The organism is Pseudomonas sp. MPFS, assembly GCF_022537035.1.
GTDB lineage: Bacteria > Pseudomonadota > Gammaproteobacteria > Pseudomonadales > Pseudomonadaceae > Aquipseudomonas > Aquipseudomonas sessilinigenes.
The window spans coordinates 2,439,397-2,462,011 of the sequence record NZ_CP066123.1 but is presented as its reverse complement, the minus strand read 5'-3'; the positions used below and the strand labels follow the sequence as shown (position 1 = coordinate 2,462,011).

Annotated in this window: 24 protein-coding genes; 13 read left to right on the top strand and 11 right to left on the bottom strand. The window is 65.1% G+C overall.

The genetic code is table 11. From position 1 onward, the window contains the following. Positions 1 to 104: 104 nt before the first annotated feature. Positions 105 to 506 carry a DUF6713 family protein gene (locus tag I9018_RS11645; protein WP_241109517.1) on the top strand — a complete coding sequence of 134 codons (402 nt, stop codon included), beginning with the start codon at positions 105 to 107 and terminating at the stop codon, positions 504 to 506. Positions 507 to 520: 14 nt separating this feature from the next. Beyond that, complete coding sequence (locus tag I9018_RS11640; protein WP_241109516.1) at positions 521 to 850, top strand: DUF2834 domain-containing protein; 330 nt, start codon at positions 521 to 523, stop codon at positions 848 to 850. A 10-nt stretch (positions 851 to 860) separates the two neighbouring features. Here I9018_RS11640 and I9018_RS11635 read toward each other — a convergent pair whose 3' ends face one another. Continuing rightward, positions 861 to 2,216: an MATE family efflux transporter gene (locus tag I9018_RS11635; RefSeq protein WP_124346421.1), complete on the bottom strand. Its 1,356-nt coding sequence runs from the start codon at positions 2,214 to 2,216 to the stop codon at positions 861 to 863. A 139-nt stretch (positions 2,217 to 2,355) separates the two neighbouring features. Then, on the bottom strand, positions 2,356 to 3,339 hold the full coding sequence (locus tag I9018_RS11630; RefSeq protein ID WP_241109515.1) for an MDR family oxidoreductase: 984 nt from the start codon (positions 3,337 to 3,339) through the stop codon (positions 2,356 to 2,358). Positions 3,340 to 3,541: 202 nt separating this feature from the next. Between I9018_RS11630 and I9018_RS11625 the strand changes: the two genes are divergently transcribed. The 3 genes from I9018_RS11625 to I9018_RS11615 are packed head-to-tail and all read left to right on the top strand — an operon-like array spanning position 3,542 to position 5,956. Then, entirely contained in the window at positions 3,542 to 4,477 is a 936-nt protein-coding gene (locus I9018_RS11625; protein ID WP_241109514.1) for an ankyrin repeat domain-containing protein, read from the top strand. A gap of 28 nt (positions 4,478 to 4,505) precedes the next feature. Continuing rightward, on the top strand, positions 4,506 to 4,955 hold the full coding sequence (locus tag I9018_RS11620; RefSeq protein WP_241109513.1) for a hypothetical protein: 450 nt from the start codon (positions 4,506 to 4,508) through the stop codon (positions 4,953 to 4,955). A gap of 59 nt (positions 4,956 to 5,014) precedes the next feature. Continuing rightward, a complete protein-coding gene (locus I9018_RS11615; protein ID WP_241109512.1) occupies positions 5,015 to 5,956 on the top strand; it encodes a class I SAM-dependent methyltransferase in 942 nt (313 codons plus the stop codon). Between the two features lie 123 nt (positions 5,957 to 6,079). Here the strand turns inward: I9018_RS11615 and I9018_RS11610 are convergent, their stop codons facing one another. The 5 genes from I9018_RS11610 to I9018_RS11590 form a co-directional block, all read right to left on the bottom strand. After that, positions 6,080 to 6,538: a GNAT family N-acetyltransferase gene (locus tag I9018_RS11610; RefSeq protein ID WP_124346417.1), complete on the bottom strand. Its 459-nt coding sequence runs from the start codon at positions 6,536 to 6,538 to the stop codon at positions 6,080 to 6,082. Between the two features lie 137 nt (positions 6,539 to 6,675). Beyond that, positions 6,676 to 7,800, bottom strand: coding sequence for an agmatine deiminase family protein (locus tag I9018_RS11605; protein WP_241109511.1), 1,125 nt, complete (start codon positions 7,798 to 7,800; stop codon positions 6,676 to 6,678). A gap of 40 nt (positions 7,801 to 7,840) precedes the next feature. Beyond that, on the bottom strand, positions 7,841 to 8,902 hold the full coding sequence (locus tag I9018_RS11600; protein WP_228022324.1) for an extracellular solute-binding protein: 1,062 nt from the start codon (positions 8,900 to 8,902) through the stop codon (positions 7,841 to 7,843). 50 nt (positions 8,903 to 8,952) lie between these two features. Then, positions 8,953 to 9,861: an N-carbamoylputrescine amidase gene (gene aguB, locus I9018_RS11595; RefSeq protein WP_241109510.1), complete on the bottom strand. Its 909-nt coding sequence runs from the start codon at positions 9,859 to 9,861 to the stop codon at positions 8,953 to 8,955. Continuing rightward, positions 9,858 to 10,916, bottom strand: a complete 1,059-nt coding sequence (locus I9018_RS11590) for an agmatine deiminase family protein (protein WP_241109509.1) — start codon at positions 10,914 to 10,916, stop codon at positions 9,858 to 9,860. The genes aguB and I9018_RS11590 overlap by 4 nt, the downstream gene beginning before the upstream one ends. A 139-nt stretch (positions 10,917 to 11,055) precedes the next feature. Here I9018_RS11590 and I9018_RS11585 point away from each other — a divergent pair, with 139 nt between their 5' ends. Next, positions 11,056 to 11,925 carry a LysR substrate-binding domain-containing protein gene (locus I9018_RS11585; protein WP_241109508.1) on the top strand — a complete coding sequence of 290 codons (870 nt, stop codon included), beginning with the start codon at positions 11,056 to 11,058 and terminating at the stop codon, positions 11,923 to 11,925. Between the two features lie 92 nt (positions 11,926 to 12,017). Further along, on the top strand, positions 12,018 to 12,638 hold the full coding sequence (locus I9018_RS11580; RefSeq protein ID WP_241109507.1) for a LysE family transporter: 621 nt from the start codon (positions 12,018 to 12,020) through the stop codon (positions 12,636 to 12,638). Positions 12,639 to 12,648: 10 nt separating this feature from the next. Here I9018_RS11580 and I9018_RS11575 read toward each other — a convergent pair whose 3' ends face one another. After that, positions 12,649 to 13,533 (bottom strand): LysR family transcriptional regulator, encoded by an 885-nt coding sequence (locus I9018_RS11575; RefSeq protein WP_241109506.1) that lies wholly within the window; start codon positions 13,531 to 13,533, stop codon positions 12,649 to 12,651. 137 nt (positions 13,534 to 13,670) lie between these two features. Here I9018_RS11575 and I9018_RS11570 point away from each other — a divergent pair, with 137 nt between their 5' ends. The 6 genes from I9018_RS11570 to I9018_RS11545 all read left to right on the top strand — a co-directional run bounded on the left by I9018_RS11570 (position 13,671) and on the right by I9018_RS11545 (position 18,925). Then, positions 13,671 to 14,198 (top strand): GNAT family N-acetyltransferase, encoded by a 528-nt coding sequence (locus I9018_RS11570; RefSeq protein ID WP_241109505.1) that lies wholly within the window; start codon positions 13,671 to 13,673, stop codon positions 14,196 to 14,198. 83 nt (positions 14,199 to 14,281) lie between these two features. Further along, complete coding sequence (locus I9018_RS11565; protein ID WP_053136270.1) at positions 14,282 to 14,992, top strand: FadR/GntR family transcriptional regulator; 711 nt, start codon at positions 14,282 to 14,284, stop codon at positions 14,990 to 14,992. Positions 14,993 to 15,088: 96 nt separating this feature from the next. Next, positions 15,089 to 16,282 (top strand): L-2-hydroxyglutarate oxidase, encoded by a 1,194-nt coding sequence (gene lhgO / locus I9018_RS11560; RefSeq protein WP_241109504.1) that lies wholly within the window; start codon positions 15,089 to 15,091, stop codon positions 16,280 to 16,282. Between the two features lie 102 nt (positions 16,283 to 16,384). Next, positions 16,385 to 17,713: an MFS transporter gene (locus I9018_RS11555; RefSeq protein WP_241109503.1), complete on the top strand. Its 1,329-nt coding sequence runs from the start codon at positions 16,385 to 16,387 to the stop codon at positions 17,711 to 17,713. Positions 17,714 to 17,794: 81 nt separating this feature from the next. Then, on the top strand, positions 17,795 to 18,583 hold the full coding sequence (locus tag I9018_RS11550; RefSeq protein WP_241109502.1) for a nucleotidyltransferase domain-containing protein: 789 nt from the start codon (positions 17,795 to 17,797) through the stop codon (positions 18,581 to 18,583). A 3-nt stretch (positions 18,584 to 18,586) separates the two neighbouring features. Continuing rightward, a complete protein-coding gene (locus tag I9018_RS11545) occupies positions 18,587 to 18,925 on the top strand; it encodes a hypothetical protein (RefSeq protein ID WP_241109501.1) in 339 nt (112 codons plus the stop codon). Between the two features lie 10 nt (positions 18,926 to 18,935). Here I9018_RS11545 and I9018_RS11540 read toward each other — a convergent pair whose 3' ends face one another. The 3 genes from I9018_RS11540 to mqo all read right to left on the bottom strand — a co-directional run bounded on the left by I9018_RS11540 (position 18,936) and on the right by mqo (position 22,497). Beyond that, the gene (locus tag I9018_RS11540) at positions 18,936 to 19,718 is read right to left on the bottom strand and encodes a DeoR/GlpR family DNA-binding transcription regulator (RefSeq protein ID WP_241109500.1); all 783 of its coding nucleotides are present in this window, start codon (positions 19,716 to 19,718) and stop codon (positions 18,936 to 18,938) included. A gap of 193 nt (positions 19,719 to 19,911) precedes the next feature. Then, the gene (locus I9018_RS11535) at positions 19,912 to 20,631 is read right to left on the bottom strand and encodes a GNAT family N-acetyltransferase (RefSeq protein ID WP_241109499.1); all 720 of its coding nucleotides are present in this window, start codon (positions 20,629 to 20,631) and stop codon (positions 19,912 to 19,914) included. A gap of 228 nt (positions 20,632 to 20,859) precedes the next feature. Next, positions 20,860 to 22,497, bottom strand: coding sequence for a malate dehydrogenase (quinone) (gene mqo, locus I9018_RS11530; protein WP_068586898.1), 1,638 nt, complete (start codon positions 22,495 to 22,497; stop codon positions 20,860 to 20,862). Positions 22,498 to 22,615 lie beyond the last annotated feature (118 nt).

Here is a 22,615-nt window from a genome sequence, read left to right as displayed (position 1 = left end):
GCACAGCGGATCCGCCCGCTGCTGTCTATGACCTCAGGGGTCATTGAGTGGTGACGCGCCTGCCACTTAGCCTGTTTGCCTTGGGTTGTTCAAGGAGTTTCACCGTGAAAAACATCCTCTGGATACTGGCCGTCGCCCTGTTCGCCGGTCATGAACTGGATGCCGTGGCCCAGGCCGAATGGCGCCTGCTGTACGGCCTGCGCGCGCTGGAGCCGGCACAGGGTCGAGACTGGTTCATCGCCTTGCACGTGCCACTGTGCGCCGCCCTGATGCTACTGGCCGGGCACCGACAAGCGCGAATCCGGCGCATCAGCCGACGCTCACTGGCCGGTTTTTTCGTGGTCCACGCCGGGCTGCACTACCGCCTGCAAGAGCACCCGCTGTACCTGTTCGGCTCGCTACCGTCCCAGGTACTGATCTACGCCTGTGCCCTGGCCGGCTTCGGGTACCTGCTGCTGGACCTGGGGAGTCGCCATGACCCCACTCCCGTCCCCACCCACCACTGAGCGAGAACCACACCATGCCCCGTCCCTACCCTGCACTCCTGGCCTTGCTGGCCTTCGGCGGCTACACCCTGTTCACCCTGATGCAGGCCGAGCAATCGCTGCTGCAGTTCGGCTTGCAATTGCTGTCGCGCCCGGACACCGCGCAGGTGGTGATCGACCTGTACCTGATGGCCGTCCTGGCCGGCCTGTGGATGCTGCGCGATGCCCGCGCCCGTGACCGGGCGCTAGTCTCGGTTTTGCCTTATCTGTTGCTGACCGCCGTCTTTGTCTCCATCGGCCCGTTGCTGTACCTGGTGATCACCGGTTGGCAGGACCGGCGCCAAGCCGGTGCCGCCAAGCGTTGAGCCCGGTGCCTCAAATCAGGCGCTGGATCTGCTTGTGCCGCCAGACCAGCTTGAAGTAGCTGGTCTGCAACACCAGCATCACCAGGTAGGCCACCGGAAACGCCATCCACACCCCTTGCAGGCCGAAATGCGCATCCAGCAGGTAGGCCGCCGGCAACTGCACCCCGAGGATGCAGAAGATCGAGATCGCCACCGGCATCAACACCGTGCCGCTGGCGCGCATGATGCCGCCCACCACGGCCTGGAAACCGAACACCAGCAGACTCCAGAGCATGATGTGCAACAGGTGCTCGGCCTGGGCCAGGGCCGTCGGCTCGATGATGAACAACCCCAGCAGCCAGTGGGAAACCAGATAGCCCAGCAGCACCAGGGCTCCGGTCAGGCACAGGTTGATCAGCAGCCCGGTGCGCAGGATCGGGGTGATCCGCTCCAGGCGCCCGGCGCCGATGGCCTGGGCCCCGAGGATCGAGGCGGTGATGGCGATCGACAACGCCGGGAACTGCACATAGTTGACGATCTGCGTCACCGCGCCATAAGCCGCGGTCGCCTGGGAGCCGTGGCGGTTGACCAGGGCCAGGATCACCAGCTCGGACAACGAGATCACCACCATCTGCACCCCGGTGGGCAGGCCGATGCGCAGCACCTTGGCCAGGATCGCCCGGTCCAGTCTCAACGCCGCGAACAGCGTCCGGTCGAAGGCCAGTGGATGGGTCTGGCCCCTCAGGCGCCAGACCAGAAAGCCCATGGCGATGATGTTGCTGGCCAGCCCGGCGAAGGCCGCGCTCTGGATCCCCAAGGGCGGCAAGCCCAGCCAGCCGCGGATCAGCGCCGGGGTCAAGAGCAGGCCCACCAGGGTCGAGACGATCAGCGCCAGCAACGGCGACAGCGTATCGCTGACCCCTCGCAGCAACTGGGTGAAGAGCACGAAGACCAGCAGCAATGGCAGGATCAGCATCATCACCCGGGCATAACCCACCGCGTCATCCAGCACGTCCGCCGGGGTGCCCAGGCCCTGCAACACCGGGCGAGCGAAGAGCATGCCCAGCAGCGCCCCCACCAGGCCGATCAGGGCCCCGAGCAACAGGGTGCTGCCGGCCACCGACTTGACCGTGTCCAGCTCCCGGGCACCCCAGGCCTGGCCGATCAGCACCGAGGCCCCGGCCCCCAGGCCGATCACCAGGGCGATGAAGAAGAACAGAATGGGAAACATCCCCGACACCGCCGCCAGGGCCTGGGTCCCCAACAGTTGGCCGATGTAGATCCCGTTGAGGGTGCCGGAAAACGACTGCAAAAAATTCGACAGCACCATGGGCAGCAGGAAGATCAGGTACACCTGCCAGAGTGGTCGCTGGGGAGCCATGGACATGAACGTGCAACCTCGAATCAGGAACGCGAAAGAGCCACCAAAGGGCCCGGGGAGTTTGCCGACCGGGTGTTGTCCGGTTCAGCGGCTCGGCCGTGGCGCCCACTCGGATCTACCGTGGGCACACGCGGCCAGCGAGGGATCAGCGGTTCACATCGACCACGACCCGTCCACGGATCGTGCCAGCGAGCAGCTCATGGGCAACCTCGATGGCTTCGCCCAGCGCCACCTCGCGAATCATCAGCTCCAGGTGAGCGAGGTCGAGCTCGGCGGCCAATCGCTCCCAGGCATGGACCCGTTCCTGATAGGGCCGGGTCACGCTGTTGATTCCCACGAGGCTGACCCCACGCAGGATGAACGGCGCCACCGAGGCCGGGAAGTCCATGCCCTGGGCCAGTCCGCAGGCGGCCACCAGGCCATCGGCGGCAGTGCCGGCACAGGCGTTGGCCAGGGTGTGGCTGCCCACCGAATCGATCGCCGCTACCCAGCGCTCCTTGGCCAGTGGCCGTCCCGGCTGCGACAGCTCGGCACGCTCGATCACCTGGCTGGCGCCCAGTTGCCGCAGGTAGTCGGCCTCTTCCGGGCGGCCGGTGGCGGCGATGACCGAGTACCCCCGGCGCGCCAGCAGGCTGATGGCAAAGCTGCCGACACCCCCATTGGCACCCGTGACCAGCACCTCGCCCTGCCCCGGGCGCAGGCCGTTACGTTCCAGGGCGATCAGGCAGAGCATGGCGGTGTAGCCGGCCGTGCCGATGGCCATGGCCTGGCGCGCAGTGAAGGCTTGCGGCAGGTGGATCAGCCAGTCGCCCTGCACCCGGGCCTTCTGCGCCAGACCGCCCCAATGACTTTCCCCCACGCCCCAGCCATTGAGCAGCACCTGCTCGCCAGGACGGAACCTGGGGTGAGCACTGGACTCCACCGTACCGGCCAGATCGATACCCGGGACCATGGGGAATTGCCGTACCACCGGGCTCTTGCCGGTGATCGCCAGGCCATCCTTGTAGTTCAGGGTGCTGTACGCGACCCGCACGCTGACATCGCCGACGGGCAACCGGGCTTCTTCCAACTGCGTCAAATCAGCGCGGTAACCTGCGGTGTCTTTATCGATCACAATGGCGTTGAACATCCTGGACTCCAGCTTGAACAGTGGTCGGTCGGCAACGGCAAAACGCTCTGGCCCCAGCAGCACCTGGCATGGCTTGCGGGCGAAGGCGCCATCCTACTCGGGGCTCTGCAAGGCGTCCACGCTGAACCCGACATGGCAAACCCGCGTACTGCGGCGTTACCATTGCCTGGCGTCTTTTAGTTGATCGAACGGATTCCCGACCTTGTCCCACCTTCTGGAAAAAGCCGCCGCTCGCGGCGATCTCATTGCACTGACCCGCTTGCTGGATGCCGGCGCGGATATCGAATGGAAGCACAAGGGCACCGGCCGCACCGCGCTGCTGGCCGCCACCATCGCCGGGCGCCTGCCCGCCGTGGCCCTGCTGCTGCAACGCGGCGCCAACCTGCAACAACCCTGCAAGGCCCTGGGCTACAGCGCCTTGTCCTGGGCGGCCGGCAACGGCGATTGCGCCATCGCCAAGCTGCTGATCGAACACGGCGCGGCCCTGGACCAGGCTTCCCCCGACCTGCAGCGCAGCGCCTTGATGAACGCCGCCCAGGGCGGCCACGCGGAGATGGTCAGCCTGTTGCTCCAGGCCGGCGCCAACCCCCAGCACCTGGACTTCCAGCAACGCAACGCCTGGTCCCTGGCAGAAGAAAAAGGCCATGGGCGAATCATGCAGTTGCTGGCAGAAGCCGGTGCCGGGGAACAGCCTCCAGCGCAACCGTCCCCGCACCTGCCGTGGCCGGATCTGCCGGCCGATGCCCACAGCAGCAGCGACCCGGTCACCCAGGTGCGGGCCTACACCCTGGCCCTGGAAGCCTGGGAACGGCGCGGCAAGGCCCAGGCTCGCAACGGCCTGGATCAGGATTTCTGGGCCGAACCCCAACAACTGCTGGAACGCTTCTGTACCCTGCGCGACAGGGCCTATACCCGCTCATCCTATGGCTCGCCCACCACCTACTCGAAGGACAACGAACTGCTGGCCTGCCAGCGGCTCAAGCCGAACCAGGCCGAAGTGCTGATCCGCGATCCCGCTTCGCGCAGGCTGCGCTACGAGTACCGGTTCCTGGTCAAGCTGGCGGCCGGGCAATGGCGGATCGACAACGTCAAGCGGCGCCTGGCCGGCACCGAGAAATGGGAAAACACCCTTCTTTGAATCGCATGTACACAAGGACCCATGCCCGATGAAATACGACGACGCTTCCTGGCATTACGGCGGAGACTTTCCCAGCGACCTGCCACCGAGCGCCGGGGGCACCCATATCGGCCTGTTCCTGGCCTGGATGCTGCTCAACGGCTTTGCCAGCGAAGAACTTGAAGAAGATGCCGCCGAGGAACTGGCGCAGCTACGTTCGCGCAAACTCGACGGCTGCGAGTTTCTGTTCAAGATGCTCGATGAAAAACTCTACGACGAAGACTTCAACGCCGAAGGCAATGCCTTCGCTGTTGCCTACTACACGGGAAAGGGCAACTACGGCCGCTACATTGAAGACTATGAGCAGCTTCTGGCGCCAATCCCCGATACGATCTACCGGGTGGAGAGCAGCTGGAGCAACTACGACCTGCTGGCTCCGGTGCTCGCTGGCCGGCTGGCGCAATGGCGAGCCAAGGGCCGCCCGGAACACCTGGACTGAACCGCGCCCGGCCGGCAATTGTGGTTAAATGCCGCCCCGAAAAATTGCCGGTCGCGCCGATGAACCCTCAAGCCCTCGCCACCCTCAACCAACACCTGCTCGATGCCCTGGCCATTGCCCCAAGGGAAACCCGGCGCCTGTTCCACGGCCGTGGGCGCTGCTGGCCGGGCCTGGAGCAGGTGACCGTGGATTGGCTGCAAGGCGTGGTGCTGGTGTCGCTGTTCAAGGAAGTGCAAGCCGAGGAACTGGCGGCCTTGAAACAGCTGCTGGTGGCACTGGGCTCCACCGCGCAGTGGCAGGCCAGCGGCGCCACCAGCCTGATGCTGCAACACCGCTACCTGCCCGACAGCCTGGGGGAATGGCTGCTGGGCGAGCCGGTGGAGTCCTGCACCATCACCGAGGAAGGCCTGGACTACCGGGTGGACCTGGGCAGCAAGCAGAACAACGGCTTGTTCCTCGACATGCGCTACGGGCGCAACTGGGTGCGGGCCAATGCCCAGGGCATGAAGGTGCTGAACCTGTTCGCCTACACCTGCGGTTTCTCGGTGGCGGCGATCGCCGGCGGGGCCGAGAAAGTGGTCAACCTCGACATGTCCCGGGCGGCCCTGAGCCGTGGTCGCGACAACCATCGGCTCAATGGCCACGACCTGGGCCGGGTGAGTTTCCTCGGCCATGACCTGTTCAAGTCCTGGGGCAAGGTCAAGCAAGGCGGCCCTTACGATCTGGTGATCATCGACCCGCCCTCCTTCCAGAAAGGCAGCTTTGTGCTGAGCAAGGACTACGTGCGAGTGCTGCGACGCCTGCCGGAGTTGCTGACGCCGACGGGCCGGGTGCTGGCCTGCATGAACGATCCGGCGTTCAGCGTGGAGTTCCTGCTGGACGGCATGGCCGAAGCCGCGCCAGGGCTGCATTTCGAACAGCGCCTGGACAACCCGCCGGAATTTCCCGATGCCGACGTGCAGTGCGGCCTGAAGGCCCTGGTGTTCAACCAGCCAGCGTAGCCGTGGCGGCCACCGGGTCGGCCTGGCGGCGCAGCTGATCGACCGCATCGTCCTTTTTACGGCCGCTACGCGCCCGGACGCAGCCTCGCCAGCTCGGCACGAGCCGCCAGGATCGGCGAGGGCTTAGAGTGGCATCCGGTATTCGATGAACCCCGAATTGGCCGCCACCCAGTCATAGAGCTTTTGCGCGCGCTTGTTGGTGGCATGGGTGTGCCAGTACAGCCGGGCGCAATCGTGCTGGCGGGCGAAGGCCTGGACCCACTCGATCAACTGCTTGCCGGTGCCGCCCCCACGCACCTGCGGCGCCACGTACAGATCCTCCAGGTAGCAGAAGTCCGTGGTGGCCCAGGTCGAACGGTGCAGCACGGAGTTGACGAACCCCACCAACTCGCCACCTTGCACCGCCACCGCCGAGTACACCGGCTCCTGGGGATCGAAGAAACGCTCGAACGTGCGTTGGCTCACCTGCTCCGAAAGGTTCACCTGGTAGAAGTCCTGGTAGGCCAGCCACAACGCCTGCCATTGTTCGCGGTCTTCAGGCCGAATCGCACGTACTGTTACCGCCTGCTGTTTTTCGCTCATCACACGCTCCTCATGAAAAACCGCAAGACCGTGGCCTTGCGGGGGTATCGAAGAGCGCCAGCTTAGGGGCAGAACGGCCTGCCTTATCAGGCCAATTCCATATTCAAGAGCAGACCACTTTCAAGTTTCGCCCAGGCTCAGGCCGCCGGCAATTGATGAGTCACGCAATGGATGCCACCCCCACCTGCGGCAATCGCATCGATATCCAGCTGCACCACCTCGCGCCCGGGGTAGAGCTGGCTAAGCAAGTCATGGGCCTTGGCGTCGGCCACGGGATCGCCGAACTCCGGGGCGATCACCGCGCCGTTGATCACGAAGTAATTGATGTAGCCCGCGGCGAAGTCTTCGTTGTCCCGGCTGAAGCGGCTCTTGCGCGGATTCAAGGGCGGCGACAGGGTGTGCACCTTGAGCTTGCGGCCATCGGCATCGGTGGCGTTGCGCAGGATCTCCAGGTGCGCGCGGGTCACCGCGTGGTCGTAGGAATCCGGGTCGTTGTCGAGGTTGGCCACCACCACCCCGGGAGCCGCGAAGCGTGCATAGAAGTCGACGTGGGCATCGGTGATGTCATGCCCCTTGATCCCCGGCAGCCAGATGATCTTGCGCAGCCCCAGGCAAGCCTTGAGCTCGGCCTCGACCTCGGCCTTGCTCCAGTCGGGGTTGCGATTGCGGTTGATCCAGCTGCTCTCGGTCATGATCCCGGTGCCGTGGCCATCCACCTCGATACCGCCGCCCTCGCCCACCAGTTCGCTGCGCAAATAGGTGGCGCGCGCGCCATCGGCCACCTTTCGTGCCAGGCGCGCATCCCGGGAATGGCGCTGCTTGTTGCCCCAGCCATTGAAGTTGAAGTCCACCGCGCCCAACTCACCGCGGGGGTTGAGCACGAAGTTGGCGCCGATATCGCGCATCCAGATATCGTCCAGCTCGGTGATCACATAGGTGACGTTGCGAGTGCCACACAGCTCCTCGGCCAGGTCGCGCTCATGCTCGCGGCAGAACAGGGTCAGCGGTTCATGGGCGGCAATCGCCCGGGCAATACGGCCCTGGGCCTCCTGCACATCACCAGTGAAGTCTTCCCAGATCGCGTCCTGGGCACCGAAGGCCATGAAGGCCCGCTGGTGACGATCGCCTTCGTCGGGCATGACCCAGTCCTCCTGTTCCTGTTCTTGGGCCAAGACCCGACGGGCGCCCAGGCCCAGGGTAGTCACGGCGGCGAAACCGGCCAGCAGCGAGGCCTGTTTGATGAATGTACGTCGGGTCGACATCGGTCTTTCTCTCAAGGGGGATTGCATGAAGTGGAACGGCTCACGGTGCTTTTATCGTAGCCGTCTTGAACTGGGTCCAGATGCGCATTCGGGCCCGCATGTCGGCCTGGGGAATATCGCGCCCCGGCACCAGGCGGGCAAAGGTCGCGGCATCAGGATAGATATCCGGGTTGCCCACCATCCGTGGATCGATCTGCGGCCGTGCCTTGGCATTGGCCGTGGGGTAGCCGGTGAAATTGCTGATGGCCGCCATGTTCTGCGGGCGCATGACGAAGTTGATGAAAGCATAGGCGTACTCCGGGTGCCGGGCATCCTTGGGGATCGCCATGGTGTCCATCCAGACCGTGGTGCCCTCACGCGGGATGCGGTACTGGAAATCGACCTTCTTGCCTGCCGCGTCGGCGGCGCGCTGGGCCTGGGTCACATCGCCGCTGTAGCCCAGGGACAGGCACAGGTTGCCATTGACCAGATCGGTCACCGGCTGCGACTGGAACTTGCGGATGTAGGGGCGCAGCTTGAGCAGCAGCTCGCCAGCCGCTTGCAGGTCTGCCGGCTTGGCGCTGCGCGGATCGCGTCCCAGGTAATTGAGCGCCACCGCCAGGACTTCGTCGGGCGAGTCGATCACCGAGATCCCACAATCGGCGAAATGCTCCGCCAGTTCCGGCTTGAACAGCAGGTCCAGGCTGTTGACCGGTGCATTGGGCAAGCGCTGGGCGATCTGCCCGGCATTGTAGGTCAGGCCGATGGTGCCCCAGGTATAGGGCACCGTGGCCTGGCTGGCCCTGGGGTACTGCACGCGCAAGGCTTGCAGGCCGGGCTCGATGTCGTCCATCTGCGCCAGCTTGGCAGGGTCGAGGCTCTGCAGGCTGCCGGCGTGCATCAATCGCTCGGCCACGGTATCGCCGGGAAAGATCAGGTCGTAGCCACTGCCGCCGGTCATCAGCTTGGCCTCCAGGACCTCGCTGCCTTCCATGACGTCATAGATCACCTTGATCCCGGTCTCGGCGGTAAAACGCGCCAGGGTGTCCTCGGCGAAGTAATCGGCCCAGTTGTACAGGCGCAGGGTCTTTTCCTCAGGCGCGGCCTGGACCTGCGCAGCCATCAATGCCAGAGCCAGCGCGCCGAGGCGCAATATGCCAATGCGGTTCATGGTCATGCCTCCCGAGGGTTCCAGCGTGAGTGCAGGTGTTGGCCGTCGAGGCTCAGCAAGGGCCCGTACATTTCCGGACGACGATCACGGAAGATGCCCCAGGTCCGCCGCTCCTCGGCCATGGCCGCCAGGTCCAGCTCATGCAGGAGCATGCCGGTGCTGTCGCGGTCGGCCTCGGCCAGCAGCCGGCCCTTGTGGTCGCAGATGAACGAGGAGCCGTAGAACTGCATGTGCAGCTCTGAGTCGCTGCGGGCCACTTCCCGCCCGACGCGGTTGGCCGCCACCACCGGCAGCAGGTTGGCCGCGGCGTGCCCGCGCATGGTCATCTGCCAGTGATCCCGTGAATCCAGGTCGGTCGCGCCAGGCTCCGAGCCGATGGCCGTGGGGAACAGCAGCACCTCGGCGCCCTGCAAGGCCAGGCAACGGGCGGTTTCCGGGAACCACTGGTCCCAGCAGATGCCCACGCCCAGGCGGCCGAACGCCGTGTCCCAGACCTTGAAGCCGGTGTCGCCAGGGCTGAAGTACTCCTTCTCCTGGTAACCGATGGCGTTGGGGATGTGGGTCTTGCGGTACACCCCGAGCAGGCGTCCGTCGGCATCGGCCACGCTCAGGGAATTGAAGTAGGCAGTGCCGGCCCGCTCGAACCAGCTCAGCGGCAACACCACACCCAGCTCCTTGGCCAGGGCGGCAAAGCGCTTGAGTATGCGGCTCTGGCCATACTCTTCGGCCAGTGCCAGGTGTCGGTGCTGCTGTTCGATGCAGAAGTACGGCGTGGCGAACAGCTCCTGCAGCAGGATCACCTGCCCGCCGCGGGCCGCGGCCTCGCGCACCAGTTGCTCGGCACGCTCGAGGTTGTCCGCCAGGTCCCAGGTACAGGGCATCTGCAACGTTGCGACGGTCAAGTTGCTCATGCCGACACCTCCAGTGGCCAGCGCGGTTGCTGCTGGGTGATGCAATGCACGCCACCACCGCCATGGGCCAGGTGGTTGATCTGCACCGGCACCACTTGCCGCCCGGGGAAGGCCTTGGCCAGGACCTGGGCCGCGACCTGATCGGCCTCGATGCCGTAGGCCGGCATGATGATCGCGCCGTTGGCGATGTAGAAGTTGGTATAGGAAGCGCAGAACACCTCGGCCTGGGTGTCCACCGCGGCAGTGGCTTCGAACAGCTCCACCAGTTCGAAGGCACGGCCCTGGGCATCCCGGGCCAGTTCCAGGGCACGGCGGTTCTCGCGCACCACTTCGGCGTACACCGAGCCTCGGTCATGGGTGGCGTCCACCAGCAGCAGGCCGGGACGGGCGAAGGCACAGACACCATCGACATGGCCATCGGTCATGTCGCCGGTCACGTAGTCCGGATCGCCGGGCAGCCAGATGGTTTTCTTCACTCCCAGCAGGCGCTCGAAGATCTCTTCCATCTCGGCCTTGCCCAGGCCCGGGTTGCGATTGGGGTTGAGCAGTACCGATTCGGTGGTGATCAGGGTGCCCTCGCCGTCCACATGGATGGCGCCGCCTTCGTTGGCCAGGTGGGTGCCGAAGCAGTCCAGCCCCAGCTGATCCAGCAGGCGCCGGGCCAGGCTGCGGTCCAGCTCATGGGCCGACTTGCCGCCCCAGGCATTGAAGCGCCAGCTGACACCGGCCAGCCCGTGCTGGGGATGGCAGACGAAACTCGGCCCGGAGTCGCGGCACCAGCTGTCGTCCACGGCCTGGACCAGCAGCTCGACGTTGGCGCCGCAGTGGCGCCGGGCGCTCTCCAGGGCCGAAGGATCGACCACCAGCTTGACCGGCTCGAAACGTGCGATGGCATTGGCCACCCGGGCGAAATCCGCCTGTACGCCGGCCAGGGTCACGCCCCAGCCTGACTCCCACAGGTCCTGGTTATGGGGCCAGACCATCCAGGTCGCCGCGTGGGGCACCCACTCGGCGGGCATCCGCCAACCGCTGTTTCGACTGTCATTGCTGTGCATGGGAATCGCGCCTCTCGATTAAGGTTTTGTTATCAGCCAACAAATACCGGTGTAACCAATGGCGCCCATGCTATGGCTTTGAAAATCCCGCAACAAACGATAGATTTAGTGAAATTCTGATTAGCTGTGCTTATCGATAATGTTAAAACACTGGCCTCCCCTGAACGCCCTGCGCGGCTTCGAAGCGGCCGCGCGCCTGGGCAGCTTCCACCAGGCGGCGCAGGAGCTGCACCTGACCCAATCGGCCATCAGCCAGCAGATCCGCAGCCTGGAAACCTTCCTCGAACAGCCGCTGTTCTACCGCAGCGGGCGCAGCGTGACCCTGACCGATGCCGGGCATGACCTGCGCAGCACCACCCAGTCGCTGCTGCAGCAACTGGCCGTGGGCATTCGCCGCCTGGAGCAGTACCGCAAGCCCAACCAACTGGTGGTCAACACCAGCCCGGCCTTCGCCCGCCACTGGCTGCTACCGCGACTGGGCGAATTCAACCGCCTGCACCCGGAGGTGGACCTGTGGCTGTTCACCAGTTTCGAGCCGCCGGACATGACCACCCAGACCATCGACGTGACGATCCGCGACGACCTCAGCGCCCAGGCCGAATGCAGCTACCTGGAGCTGTACAACGACCAGCTCTATCCGGCCTGCCACCCGTCCCTGCTGGAGCAGCCCCAGGCGCTGCGCACCACCTTGCACGGCGAACGGGAAATGGACTGGAGCCACTGGGTGGTGGAAGGCGGCACGGATGTTGGCCAGCGCAACAACGGCCTGAACTTTTCCGACCCGGGATTGCTGCTGGACGCCGCCTGCGCCGGCCACGGCATTGCCCTGGTCAGCCAACTGCTGGCCCGGCAAGCCCGGGCCCAGGGCCAGTTGCAGCCGCTGTGCGAACAGAGCGTGCGCGGCCCGACCTGGGCCTGGCTGGTGCATCGCGACAGTGAAGGCAGCTCGCTGACCCGCAGCTTCTGCAGCTGGTTGCACAATGCCCTGGAGCAGGCCGGACAGGCCTGAAAAACCGCTTTGCATTCCTGGCGGTAACCCCTGCCCCGGCGGCGCCTTAAGCTGGCGCCGGTGCAATCCGCACTGCCTCCAAGGAATCGCGCGTGCCCCCGATCCACGACATCAACTGGTCATTGTGGTTGTCCACCATGCTGCCCATGGCCCTGAGTGCCGGCCCCGGCAACCTGATGGTGGCCAGTTCCGGCGCCCGCAGCGGCGTGCGCCGCTCCCTGCGCTTCATCCTCGGCCTGGACCTGACCTACTTCCTGCTGGCCCTGCTGGTGGGCCTCGGGCTCTACCACAGCCTGGCGCAGCAACCGCAACTGCTGCGGGGCCTACGGATCGCCGGCAGCCTGTACATCTTCTGGCTCGGCCTGCGCCTGTTGCTGCGACCACTGCGCAAGCCCGGCGAGCCAGAACAGGCGCTGTTGTTCCGCGATGGCGTGGTGTTGCAATTGGGCAACGTGCAAGGGTTGGTCATACTGCTGGTGATGTTCTCCACCTTCAGCCCGGCCACCAGTGCCGGCAGCCTGGCGGTGGTGACGCTGAGCGCCGCGCTGATCGCGGTGAACCTGTTCGGCCACCTGCTCTGGGCGGGCCTGGGCTCGAGCCTGCAACCGCTGCTACGTGCCAGGCCGGGCTTGCTCAAGGCGCAAAATGTGCTGTTCGGCTTGCTACTGATGGGGGTGGCGGCGTGGATCTTCCTGCGCAATGGCCTGGCCTGAGCCGACCGCCTCAGTGGTCTTGCAGGCCATGCTGGCGCAGCACCCGATCGATGAACTGCACCACGTGCTCGACCCGCTCCTGGCCCTGGGTCGCCAGGTTGCGCAGCAACCAGATATCGGCCCGATGCGCCGGGACATCCGGCAACACCCGACACAGCCCCAGGGGTTCGGCGATATAGGCCGGCAAGGCGGCGATCCCCAGGCCAGCCTGCACCGCCTGGAGTTGCGCCTGCAGGTTGGCGGTACTCATCCACAGCGGCTGGCCGCCACTGAGCTGGTCCAGCCAGCGGGCCAGGGGCATATGCTCCAGGGCCTGGTTCCAGCCGATCAAGCCATGCCGGGCCAAGTCTTCGGGCGCTTGCGGACACCCCTGGGCCTGGGCATACCCCGGGGAGCAGAACAGCGCCTGGGTCAGCGCGCCGACCTTGCGCAAGGTGAAGTTGCTACCGGCTTCTGGCCGGTGCAGGCGCAGCACCAGGTCACTGTGGCTCTGGGTGAGCTTGATCGAGTGCGCGGCATTGACGAAGTCGAAACGGATTTCTGGATGACCCGCACGAAACGCCGCCAGGGCCGGGATCAACAGGTGGCTGCCCATCAGTTCCGGGCAATCGATGCGCACCACCCCGGCCATGCGCGCACCGGGCCGGGCCAACTGGCGCTCCATCTGGCCAAGGCGCTCCTGGGTCTCGAGCGCCATGGGCAGCAAGTCACGGCCGGCCTCGGTGAGGAAATAGCCCTGGGTGGTCTTCAGGAACAGCGCCGTGTGCAAGGCCTGCTCCAGCATCTGGATCTTGCGCGAGACCGTGGCCGCCGACACCTTCAGCGCCTGTCCGGCATCGGTGATGTTGCTGGCGTTGGCGACCGCAATGAAGAACCGCAGATCATCCCAATTCACGGTTACCTGCCCGTCCTTGCGAAATCAGGCCGAGATCTTATGCGAAAAATACTCTGGCGCGATCAGAGTTTTCTTAACCCCTGGCGCTGAAGCGGTAGAGTAAGGGCATCCCCCAACCCGAGGACAAGGACCGCTCCATGCTGGAACTGCACACCGAACGCCTGCACCTGCGCTCCCTCACCGCCAATGACTGGGAGCTGTTCCTGGCCCTGCACAGCGACCCCGATAACCTGCGCTATGTCTGCGACCCGCTTTCCCGAGCGCAGATCGAGGAGCGCTTCACCTCGCGCCTACCGCACTGGAATACGGATTCGACCCACTGGCTGTGCCTGCTGATCAACGACCGTCACAGCGGTGAGGGCCTGGGTTTCACCGGCCTGCGAATCAGCGACAGCAACGCCGCCGAGGCCGAGGTCGGCTACTTGTTGCGTCCGCAGCATCAAGGCAAGGGACTGGCCGTGGAATCCCTGCGCGCCGTCATCGAGCACGCCCGGCACACCCTGGGCATCAAGCAATTGATCGCCACGGTCACCGACGGTAATGCGGCGTCTTGCAAGGTCTTGGAGAAATGCGGCTTCGTCCTCCAGCGCCGTGACGAACGGGCCTTCCAGCTAGGCGGCGAGGATTTCGACGACCTGATTTTCGGCTGTCGCCTGACGGCTTGATGCGGCGCCTTGTCGCGGGTTTTTCTTGACAGGAAAAATTCGCCACGGCTATTGTCTGACAACCTGACTTAAAAGGTTTACCCATGCTCGAACTCCAGCGCCCCGACTCTCTGGTCGTACGGGTCGTCAACGCCATCCGCAATGAGATCGACTCCGGCCGACTGGCTCCCGAGTCGCGCTTGCCCACCGAACAGCAATTGGCTGAACAGCTCAATGTCAGCCGCTCGGTGGTGCGCGAGGCCATCGCCCAGCTCAAGGCCGATGGCGTGCTGATCGCCCGCCGTGGCCTGGGTTCGTACATCTCCAAGACCCCGGCCGGCACGGTGTTCCGCTTCCCCCAGAGCGAGGGACGCCTGGCGGACCTGGCACAGATGTTCGAGATGCGCCTGTGGATCGAGACCCAGGCCGCGTCGATCGCCGCCCAGCGCCGGGATGCCGATGACCTGCAACGCATGCAAGCCGCGCTACAGGAAATGCACGACAAGCGCAGTGATTTCGAAGCGGCGGCCCTGGCCGACGTAGCGTTCCACCGGGCCATCGCCGAAGCCAGCAAGAACGATTACTTCGTGGCCTTCCACGACTTCCTGCGCAGCCAGCTGGCCAGTGCCCGCAAGACGGCCTGGGAAAACTCGGCGCTGCGCCTGGTGGGCGGCTCGGCCGACGCGGCCCAGGAACACCAGGCGCTGTACCAGGCCATCGCCGCCGGTGACCGCCAGGCCGCCGCTGGCTGTGCCGATGCCCATTTGCGTGCCTCGGCCAAGCGCCTGGGCCTGGAGTTGCCGACCCTCGACTGACCCAACTGACGCCAGACCGCAGGCCGAGCCTGCGGTTTTTATCGGACTACTTAGTCTGACAACCTGATAACCAGACTGATACGGACACCTGGAACCATGATCTACGACTTTTGCATCATCGGCGGCGGCATCGTCGGACTGGCCACGGCGATGGAGATCCTCAAGCGCCAGCCCGGCGCTTCGCTGGTGGTCCTGGAAAAGGAAAGCGTGCTGGCCAAGCACCAGACCGGGCACAACAGCGGCGTGATCCACGCCGGGATCTACTACGCGCCGGGCAGCCTCAAGGCCGACCTGTGCAAGCGCGGCGCCGAGGCCACCAAGCAGTTCTGTACCGAGCATGGGATCAAGTTCGAGGTTTGCGGCAAGGTGCTGGTGGCCTCCAATACCCTGGAAGTGCAGCGCATGGAAGCCTTGTACCAGCGCTCGCAGCTCAATGGCCTGAAGGTCGAGCGCCTGGATGCCGAACAACTGCGCCAGCGCGAACCGAACATCGTCGGCCTGGGCGGGCTGTTCCTCGACGCCACCGGCATCGTCGACTATCGCGAGGTGTGCGACACCATGGCCCGGGTGATCCGCCGCGCCGGTGGCGAAATCTGCCTGGGCCAGACCGTCACCGCCATCCAGGAGCACGCCGACAGCGTCAGCGTCGGCACCCATGGCGGCAGCTGGCGGGCAAAGAAACTGGTGGCTTGCGCCGGCCTGCAGTCCGACCGCCTGGCGACCCTGGCCGGGGTGCGGATCGATCACCAGATCATCCCCTTTCGCGGTGAGTACTTCCGCCTGCCGGCGGCGAAGAACGACATCGTCAACCACCTGATCTACCCGATCCCCGACCCGGAGCTGCCGTTCCTCGGCGTGCACCTGACCCGCATGATCGACGGTAGCGTCACCGTTGGCCCCAACGCGGTGCTGGGCCTGGGCCGGGAAAACTACCGCAAGTTCTCCATCAACTGGCGCGATGTCGCGCAATACGCCAGCTTCCCCGGGTTCTGGAAAACCATCTGGCAGAACCTCGGCTCCGGCACGACCGAGATGAAGAATTCGCTGTTCAAGTCCGGCTACCTGGAGCAGTGCCGCAAGTATTGCCCGTCCCTGGAGGTCAGCGACCTGCTGCCCTGTGAAGCGGGCATCCGCGCCCAGGCGGTGATGCGCGATGGCAGCCTGGTCCACGATTTCCTGTTCGCCGAAACCTCGCGCATGTTGCATGTGTGCAACGCGCCCTCGCCCGCCGCCACCTCGGCGATTCCCATTGGCTCGATGATCGCCGACCGGATCTTCCAGGCCGGCTGAAACACCCTGGCACTCGCGTTGCCCGGCGCCTCGACGACGCCGGCAGGATCGCGTGCTCGCGTCACCCGACAATAAATACAATGATCCAAGAGGATGCACCCGATGACCGCAGTTGAACCCAGCATTACTGCAGCGCAAACCCCACAGCAAACCAGGAAACGCCTGCGCAAGGTCGCGGCGGCCACCATCTTCGGCTCGATGCTGGAGTGGTACGACTTCTACCTCTACGCCACCATGGCGGCGATCGTCTTCTCGAAGATTTTCTTCGATACCAGCAACCCCAACAGCGCCATGCTGATGTCGTTCTCCACCTTCGCCATCGGCTTTGTCGCCCGCCCCTTCGGCGGCGTGCTGTTCGGCTACCTGGGCGACAAGTTCGGGCGCAAGCAGGTGCTGGTGCTGACCTTCTGCCTGATGGGCGTGTGCACCGCGCTGATCGGCCTGATTCCCAGCTACGCCTCGATCGGCATCTGGGCGCCGATCATCCTGGTGGCGATCCGGATCATCCAGGGCCTGGGTGCCGGTGCCGAACTGTCCGGCGCGGCGGTCACCTCCTACGAGCACGCCAGCGAAGGCAAGCGCGGCAGCCAGGGCGCCTGGCCGGCACTGGGGCTGAACCTGGGCCTGCTGCTGTCGTCGCTGACCATCTACCTGCTGACCATCAACGGCAACGAATTCCTCTTGGCCGGCGGCTGGCGCATTCCCTTCGTGTGCAGCATCGTGCTGGTGGGCGTCGGCCTTTGGGTGCGCAAGAGCATTCCGGAAACCCCGGAGTTCAAGGAACTGGACCAGCAGAGCCGCAAGGCCCAGGCCTCGCCGCTCAAGGCACTGTTCAAGAACGACCTCAAGGGCCTGGCCGTGGTGTTCTTCGTGGCCATCGGCTACAACGCCCTGAGCTACATCTTCAAGACCTTCTCCCTGGCCTACCTGACCCAGTACAAGCATGTCGATGTGCACGTGACCTCGCTGTCGGTGACCATCGCCAGCCTGGTGGCCATCGTCGCCGTGCCGTTCTTCGGCTGGCTGTGCGACAAGTGGAGCAGCAAGACCGTCCTGGTGCTCGGCGGCCTGTTCTCGGTGCTGTTCGCCTACCCCTTCCTGGCCCTGCTCAACACCGGCGACAGCCTGATGATCTACCTCGCCATCGGGGTCGGCACAGGCATCCTGGCACCGATGATGTTCGCGCCCCAGGGCTCGTTCCTCAGCCGACAGTTCCCCACCGCGACCCGCTCCTCGGGCTTCGGCACCGGGCGCGAGATCGGCACCGCCATCGCCGGTGGCCTGGCCCCGCTGGGCGGACTGTCGCTGGTGGCCGCCTCGGCCACCCATTCCACCGATGGCGTGGTGATCATCCTCGCCATTGCCGCGGTGCTGGTGGTGGTGTTTGCCCTGTGTGACCAGGGCCGCAAGCACTCGGCCTTCAAGAACTGAGCGATGCAAGACTGCGGCAGGCGCCAAGCGACCTGCCGCAGCCTGTTAAACTGGCGATGGTTTTTTCTCGCAGGCCATCCCATGCAAATGCCCAGTACGTTCGGCGTCGATGCCGAAGGCTTGATCAAGTTGCCTCCCGAGCCGCCCCTGCAACCTGGGTTCGGTGCCCTGCTCGATGAGCTGTGCCACCGCCTGGGCCAGCCATCGCTGCACAGCCTCTACCTGTACGGCAGCGTGGCCCGGGGCGAGGCCCGGGTTGGGGTCTCCGACCTGGACCTGACCCTCATCCTGCGACAGCCACCTACCCCGGGCCTGCTCGATGAGCTGGAACAGCTGCGCCTGCAATTTCAGGCGCGGCACCCCGAGGTGTCGAAGATCGATTTCGATATCGGCCACCTGGAGCAAGTCCTGGCCAGCGAGAATCGCCCCAGCTGGGGTTATTGGCTCAAGCATCATTGTCGCTGCCTGCTGGGCGAGGACCTGCGCCAGCGCTTCGCCCCGTTCAAGCCCAGCCGGGAAATAGCCCTGGCGGTGAACGGCGATTTTCTTGCGGTGCTGAACGACTACGCCACGCGCATCGACCACGCGCCAACCCCTGGGCAGACCCTGCGCCTGCAACGCGAGGCCTCGCGCAAGCTCCTTCGCGCGACCAACCTGCTGCGCCCGGAGCAGGAACCGAGCTGGCCCCGCAGCCTGGATGAGCATGCCCAGCTGTTTGTGCGGCGCTACCCCGAAATGCACTTGCCCATCGACGAGTTCCGCCAGCTCGCCACGGCAACAAGTCCCGCCGATGCCGGTTTCAGCAGCCGCTTGCGGCAGATGGCGCAGTGGATGAGCCAGCAAGCCGATACCCTCTGCCCCAGAGGCTGACCCATGGATCTGCATCGCACCCAGCAACTGCTGCACCAGGGCTTGGACCGCAGCCGGTCCCGCGAAGCACTGATCCTTGTACTAGAGGCCGCGCTGGAGCTGGTGTCGCTGCCCGACAACGATTTCTGCTGGTCCAGCTGGACCGGACAGGAGCAGGCTAGCGCCGAGTTGCGTGGGCTGATCGCCACCCTGCAGGCCGGAAGGTTGCCCGAGCAGTCGAGTGTGGCGGTGCTCTTCGCCGTCACCGGTCCGCTGCAGGAAGTCAGCCTCAGCAGCGGCTGGGCGCAGACGTTCCTGAAAGTGGCGGACAGGTTCGACGAAGTAGAAGCCCTGCTCTGGTAACTGCCAAGGGTCAGACCTGCAGTACCTCGACTCCCTGCTGTCGATAGCCTTCGAGCTCCGCGCTCGCCACTTCCCGCTCTGTAACCAGCCGGTGCAGACGGTTGCAGGGTGCCACGACAAAAGGCTCCATGGCCCCGAGCTTGTCGGCGGTGGTCACGGCGATCACTTGCGCGGCGCTGTCGAACATCGCCTGCTTGATCGGCACTTCATCGAAATGCAGGGAGCTGATGCCGATCTCCGGGTGGATCGCGCAGACCCCGGTGAACAGCAGGTCGGCCTTGATCCCCTGGAGCATCCGCAGCGCTTCATGGCCGCTGGCGGCCAATGTCGATGGATTGAGCTGGCCGCCGGCCAGGATCACTCGGACCCTGGGGTATTCGGCCAGGGCCACGGCGATCAGCGGCGAGGCGGTGACCGCGGTCAGGCCCATATCCCGGGGCAGCGAGCGGGCGATGTGCAAGGTGGTGGAGCCGGAGTCGAACAACACCGTCTGCCCCTCCTGCACCCACTGTGCGGCGAACTGCGCCAGGCGCATCTTCACCGCGTCGGTCTCGCCCACCCGGGTGAAATAATCCTTGCCGCTGTCCCTGGGCCGGGGCAGCGCGCCACCGTGGACCCGTTGCACCAGGCCAGCGGCATCCAGCTCCGCCAGGTCGCGGCGGATGGTGTCCTCGGAGACCGAAAAATGCCGGCTCAGCTCGGCGGCCATAACCTTGCCGTCGCGCTCGAGCAGCAGGAGGATCTTTTGCCGGCGCAGGGACGGCAGTTCAGCGGAGGAATGCAGGTTTTGCATGTTGATGCCCGATTCTGCGTGTTTGCGCGAGATTATCCAGGCCAGAGCAGCGGCACAAGCCCCTCTATCCAGCACCATCCGAAGGCCCTGCGGGCCTTGGCGCAGCCTCGCCGTGGCTCGACAGCGGCTACAGGAGCCATGGCCCCGGGCTGCGCACGGACGCGCAGGGGCCGCAAGATCTGCAGGAACAGGGTCAGACCAGGCGCGGTGCCCGCGAGCGATGCAAGGCCGCTTCGCCCAGGCGCTCGCGCACCAGGGCTTGGGCCTGGCGGGTCAATTGGTCGAGGTGGCGGTCGCGCTTCTTCTCCGCCTCGATCATCGCCTTGCGCCCATGCTGCGCCAGCAGGTAGGCATGGATCTGCCGCACCTCCACCGAGTTGTAGATCGGCGCCACATCCAGCACTGCCAGCAAGCCATCGCTGCCATGCTCGCGGGTGTTCATCAGCAGCTGCGGGCCGCGGGCGCCCAGCAGTTGGAACCCCAGGGCCTCGAAGCACTGGAGCTTGGCCGGGCTGCAGGCCAGCTCGGCATGGGGATAGCGTGCGCGCATCGCCGCTAGCATTTGCCGGGCGATACCCTGGCGGCGCAGGTCCTGGCGGACCGCCATATAGGCCACGGCGCAAGCCTCGGGGTCGTCCTTGAGCGGCAGGTAGAGCAAGAAGCCCTGTACCTGCTCCGGGTCCAGCGGGTCGCCGGCCACCAGCAGCTCCACGGCAAGATCCCGGGAACCGTCCATGGCCTGCAGGTACAGGTGCACCTCGTAGCCGACGCCGTACTGGTAGAGGTTGTACAGCGGATTGCTGGGAGCGATGGCGACCGCGCTGATGTCGGTGATGTAGTCCACCACCATCTGCTGGATCTGGCTCTGGATGGCTTCGGCGGGCGGGGCCTGGAACAGGGTGATGCTGGACATCTGGGTGGTGACTCCGAGGGTTGGGGCATGTCCGCCAGGAGCGGGCGCGCCATGATACCCCTTCACACAGGCGCAGGGGCGCACTGCCGCATGGCAAGGCAAGATTGGGAAGGCTTGGGGAATTTGCTGCCCCATTGCGGCGGCGACACGCCACCGCAATCGGAACAGCCAGCCGATGCCAAGGGCATCGGCGATGTCCCGCCCGGCGAACGCGGGCGGGAGCGGGGCTTACAGCGCCATGTCGGCCGCTGGGTTGCTCTCAGGCTTGGCCATGCTGGCCGGCGCTTGAGGAGCCGCACCCTTGACTGGTGGCGGCGTGGTCAGCTGCAGCACTTCGGCGGTGTAGGCCCACTCTTTGGCCACACGCTCAGGGCTGTCGTTCAGGGCAGTGCCGTAGCTCGGTACGATCTGCTTCAGCTTCTCCTGCCAGGCTGGAGTGGCGACCTGGTCCTTGAAGACTTTCTGCAGCACGCTGAGCATGATCGGCGCGGCGGTCGAAGCGCCCGGGGAAGCGCCCAGCAGGCCGGCGATGCTGCCGTCCTGGGAAGCGACGATCTCGGTGCCCAGTTTCAGCACGCCGCCCTTCTCTTCGTCACGCTTGATGATCTGCACGCGCTGGCCGGCCTGCCACAGGCGCCAGTCTTCCTGCTTGGCGTTGGGGAAGTATTCCTTGAGCGCCGCGAAACGGTCGTCATCCGACAGCATCAGCTGGCCAGCCAGGTATTCCACCAGCGGGTACTGCTCGATGCCCACCTTGGTCATCGGCCAGATGTTGTGGGTGGTGGTGCTGGTCAGCAGGTCGAAGTACGAACCTTCCTTGAGGAACTTGGTGGAGAAGGTAGCGAACGGGCCAAACAGGATCACGCGCTTGCCATCCAGCACGCGGGTGTCCAGGTGCGGTACGGACATCGGTGGCGCGCCGACCGAAGCCTTGCCGTAGGCCTTGGCCAGATGCTGCTCGGCAACGCTGGCGTTGTCGGTTACCAGGAACGAGCCACCCACCGGGAAACCGGCGTATTCGTTGGCCTCGGGGATACCCGACTTCTGCAGCAGGTGCAGGGCACCGCCGCCAGCGCCGATGAACACGAACTTGGCGTCGGTCTCGGTTTTCGAACCGTCCTTGAGGTTCTTGTAGGTCACGCGCCACGAGCCATCTTGGTTGCGCTCGATTTCTTCTACTTCGCTGGACAGCTTCAGGGCGAAGTTAGGCTGGGCCTGCAGGTGGGCGACGAACTGGCGGGTGATCTCGCCGAAGTTGACGTCGGTGCCGATCGGGCTCCAGGTCGCAGCGATCTTCTGCGCCGGGTCACGCCCTTCCATCATCAGTGGAACCCACTTCTTGATCTGCTCGGCGTCTTCGGAGTACTGCATGCCGCTGAACAGCGGGCTGGCTTGCAGGGCCTCGTAGCGAGCCTTGAGGAACTTGATGTTGTCATCGCCCCAGACGAAGCTCATGTGCGGCGTGGAGTTGATGAACGAACGCGGGTTCTTCAGGACGCCGGTCTTGACCTGCCACGACCAGAACTGGCGGGAGATCTGGAACGCTTCGTTGATCTCGATGGCCTTGGCGATCTCGATCTTGCCGTCCTTGCCTTCAGGGGTGTAGTTCAGCTCGGCCAGGGCCGAGTGACCGGTACCGGCGTTGTTCCAGCCGTTGGAGCTTTCCTCGGCCACGCCATCCAGGCGCTCGACCATCTCCATGGACCAGTCCGGCTGCAGCTCGTTGAGCCAGACCCCGAGGGTCGAACTCATGATGCCGCCGCCGATCAGCAGCACATCCACTTTCTTCGGCTCAGCCGCATGGGCGGTCGTCAGACCTATCGACATCGCCAGCCCGATGAGGGCCGTGTTCACTTTCTTCAACATTCTGTAGTACCTACGATAGAACGCCATCCGCCGCCCGATCCTCGATCCTGTGAATCCCGGAGGGTGCGAAACAGGCATTTCGCAGGTCCCGGATGAACGCATTCATGAGAACTGGGGG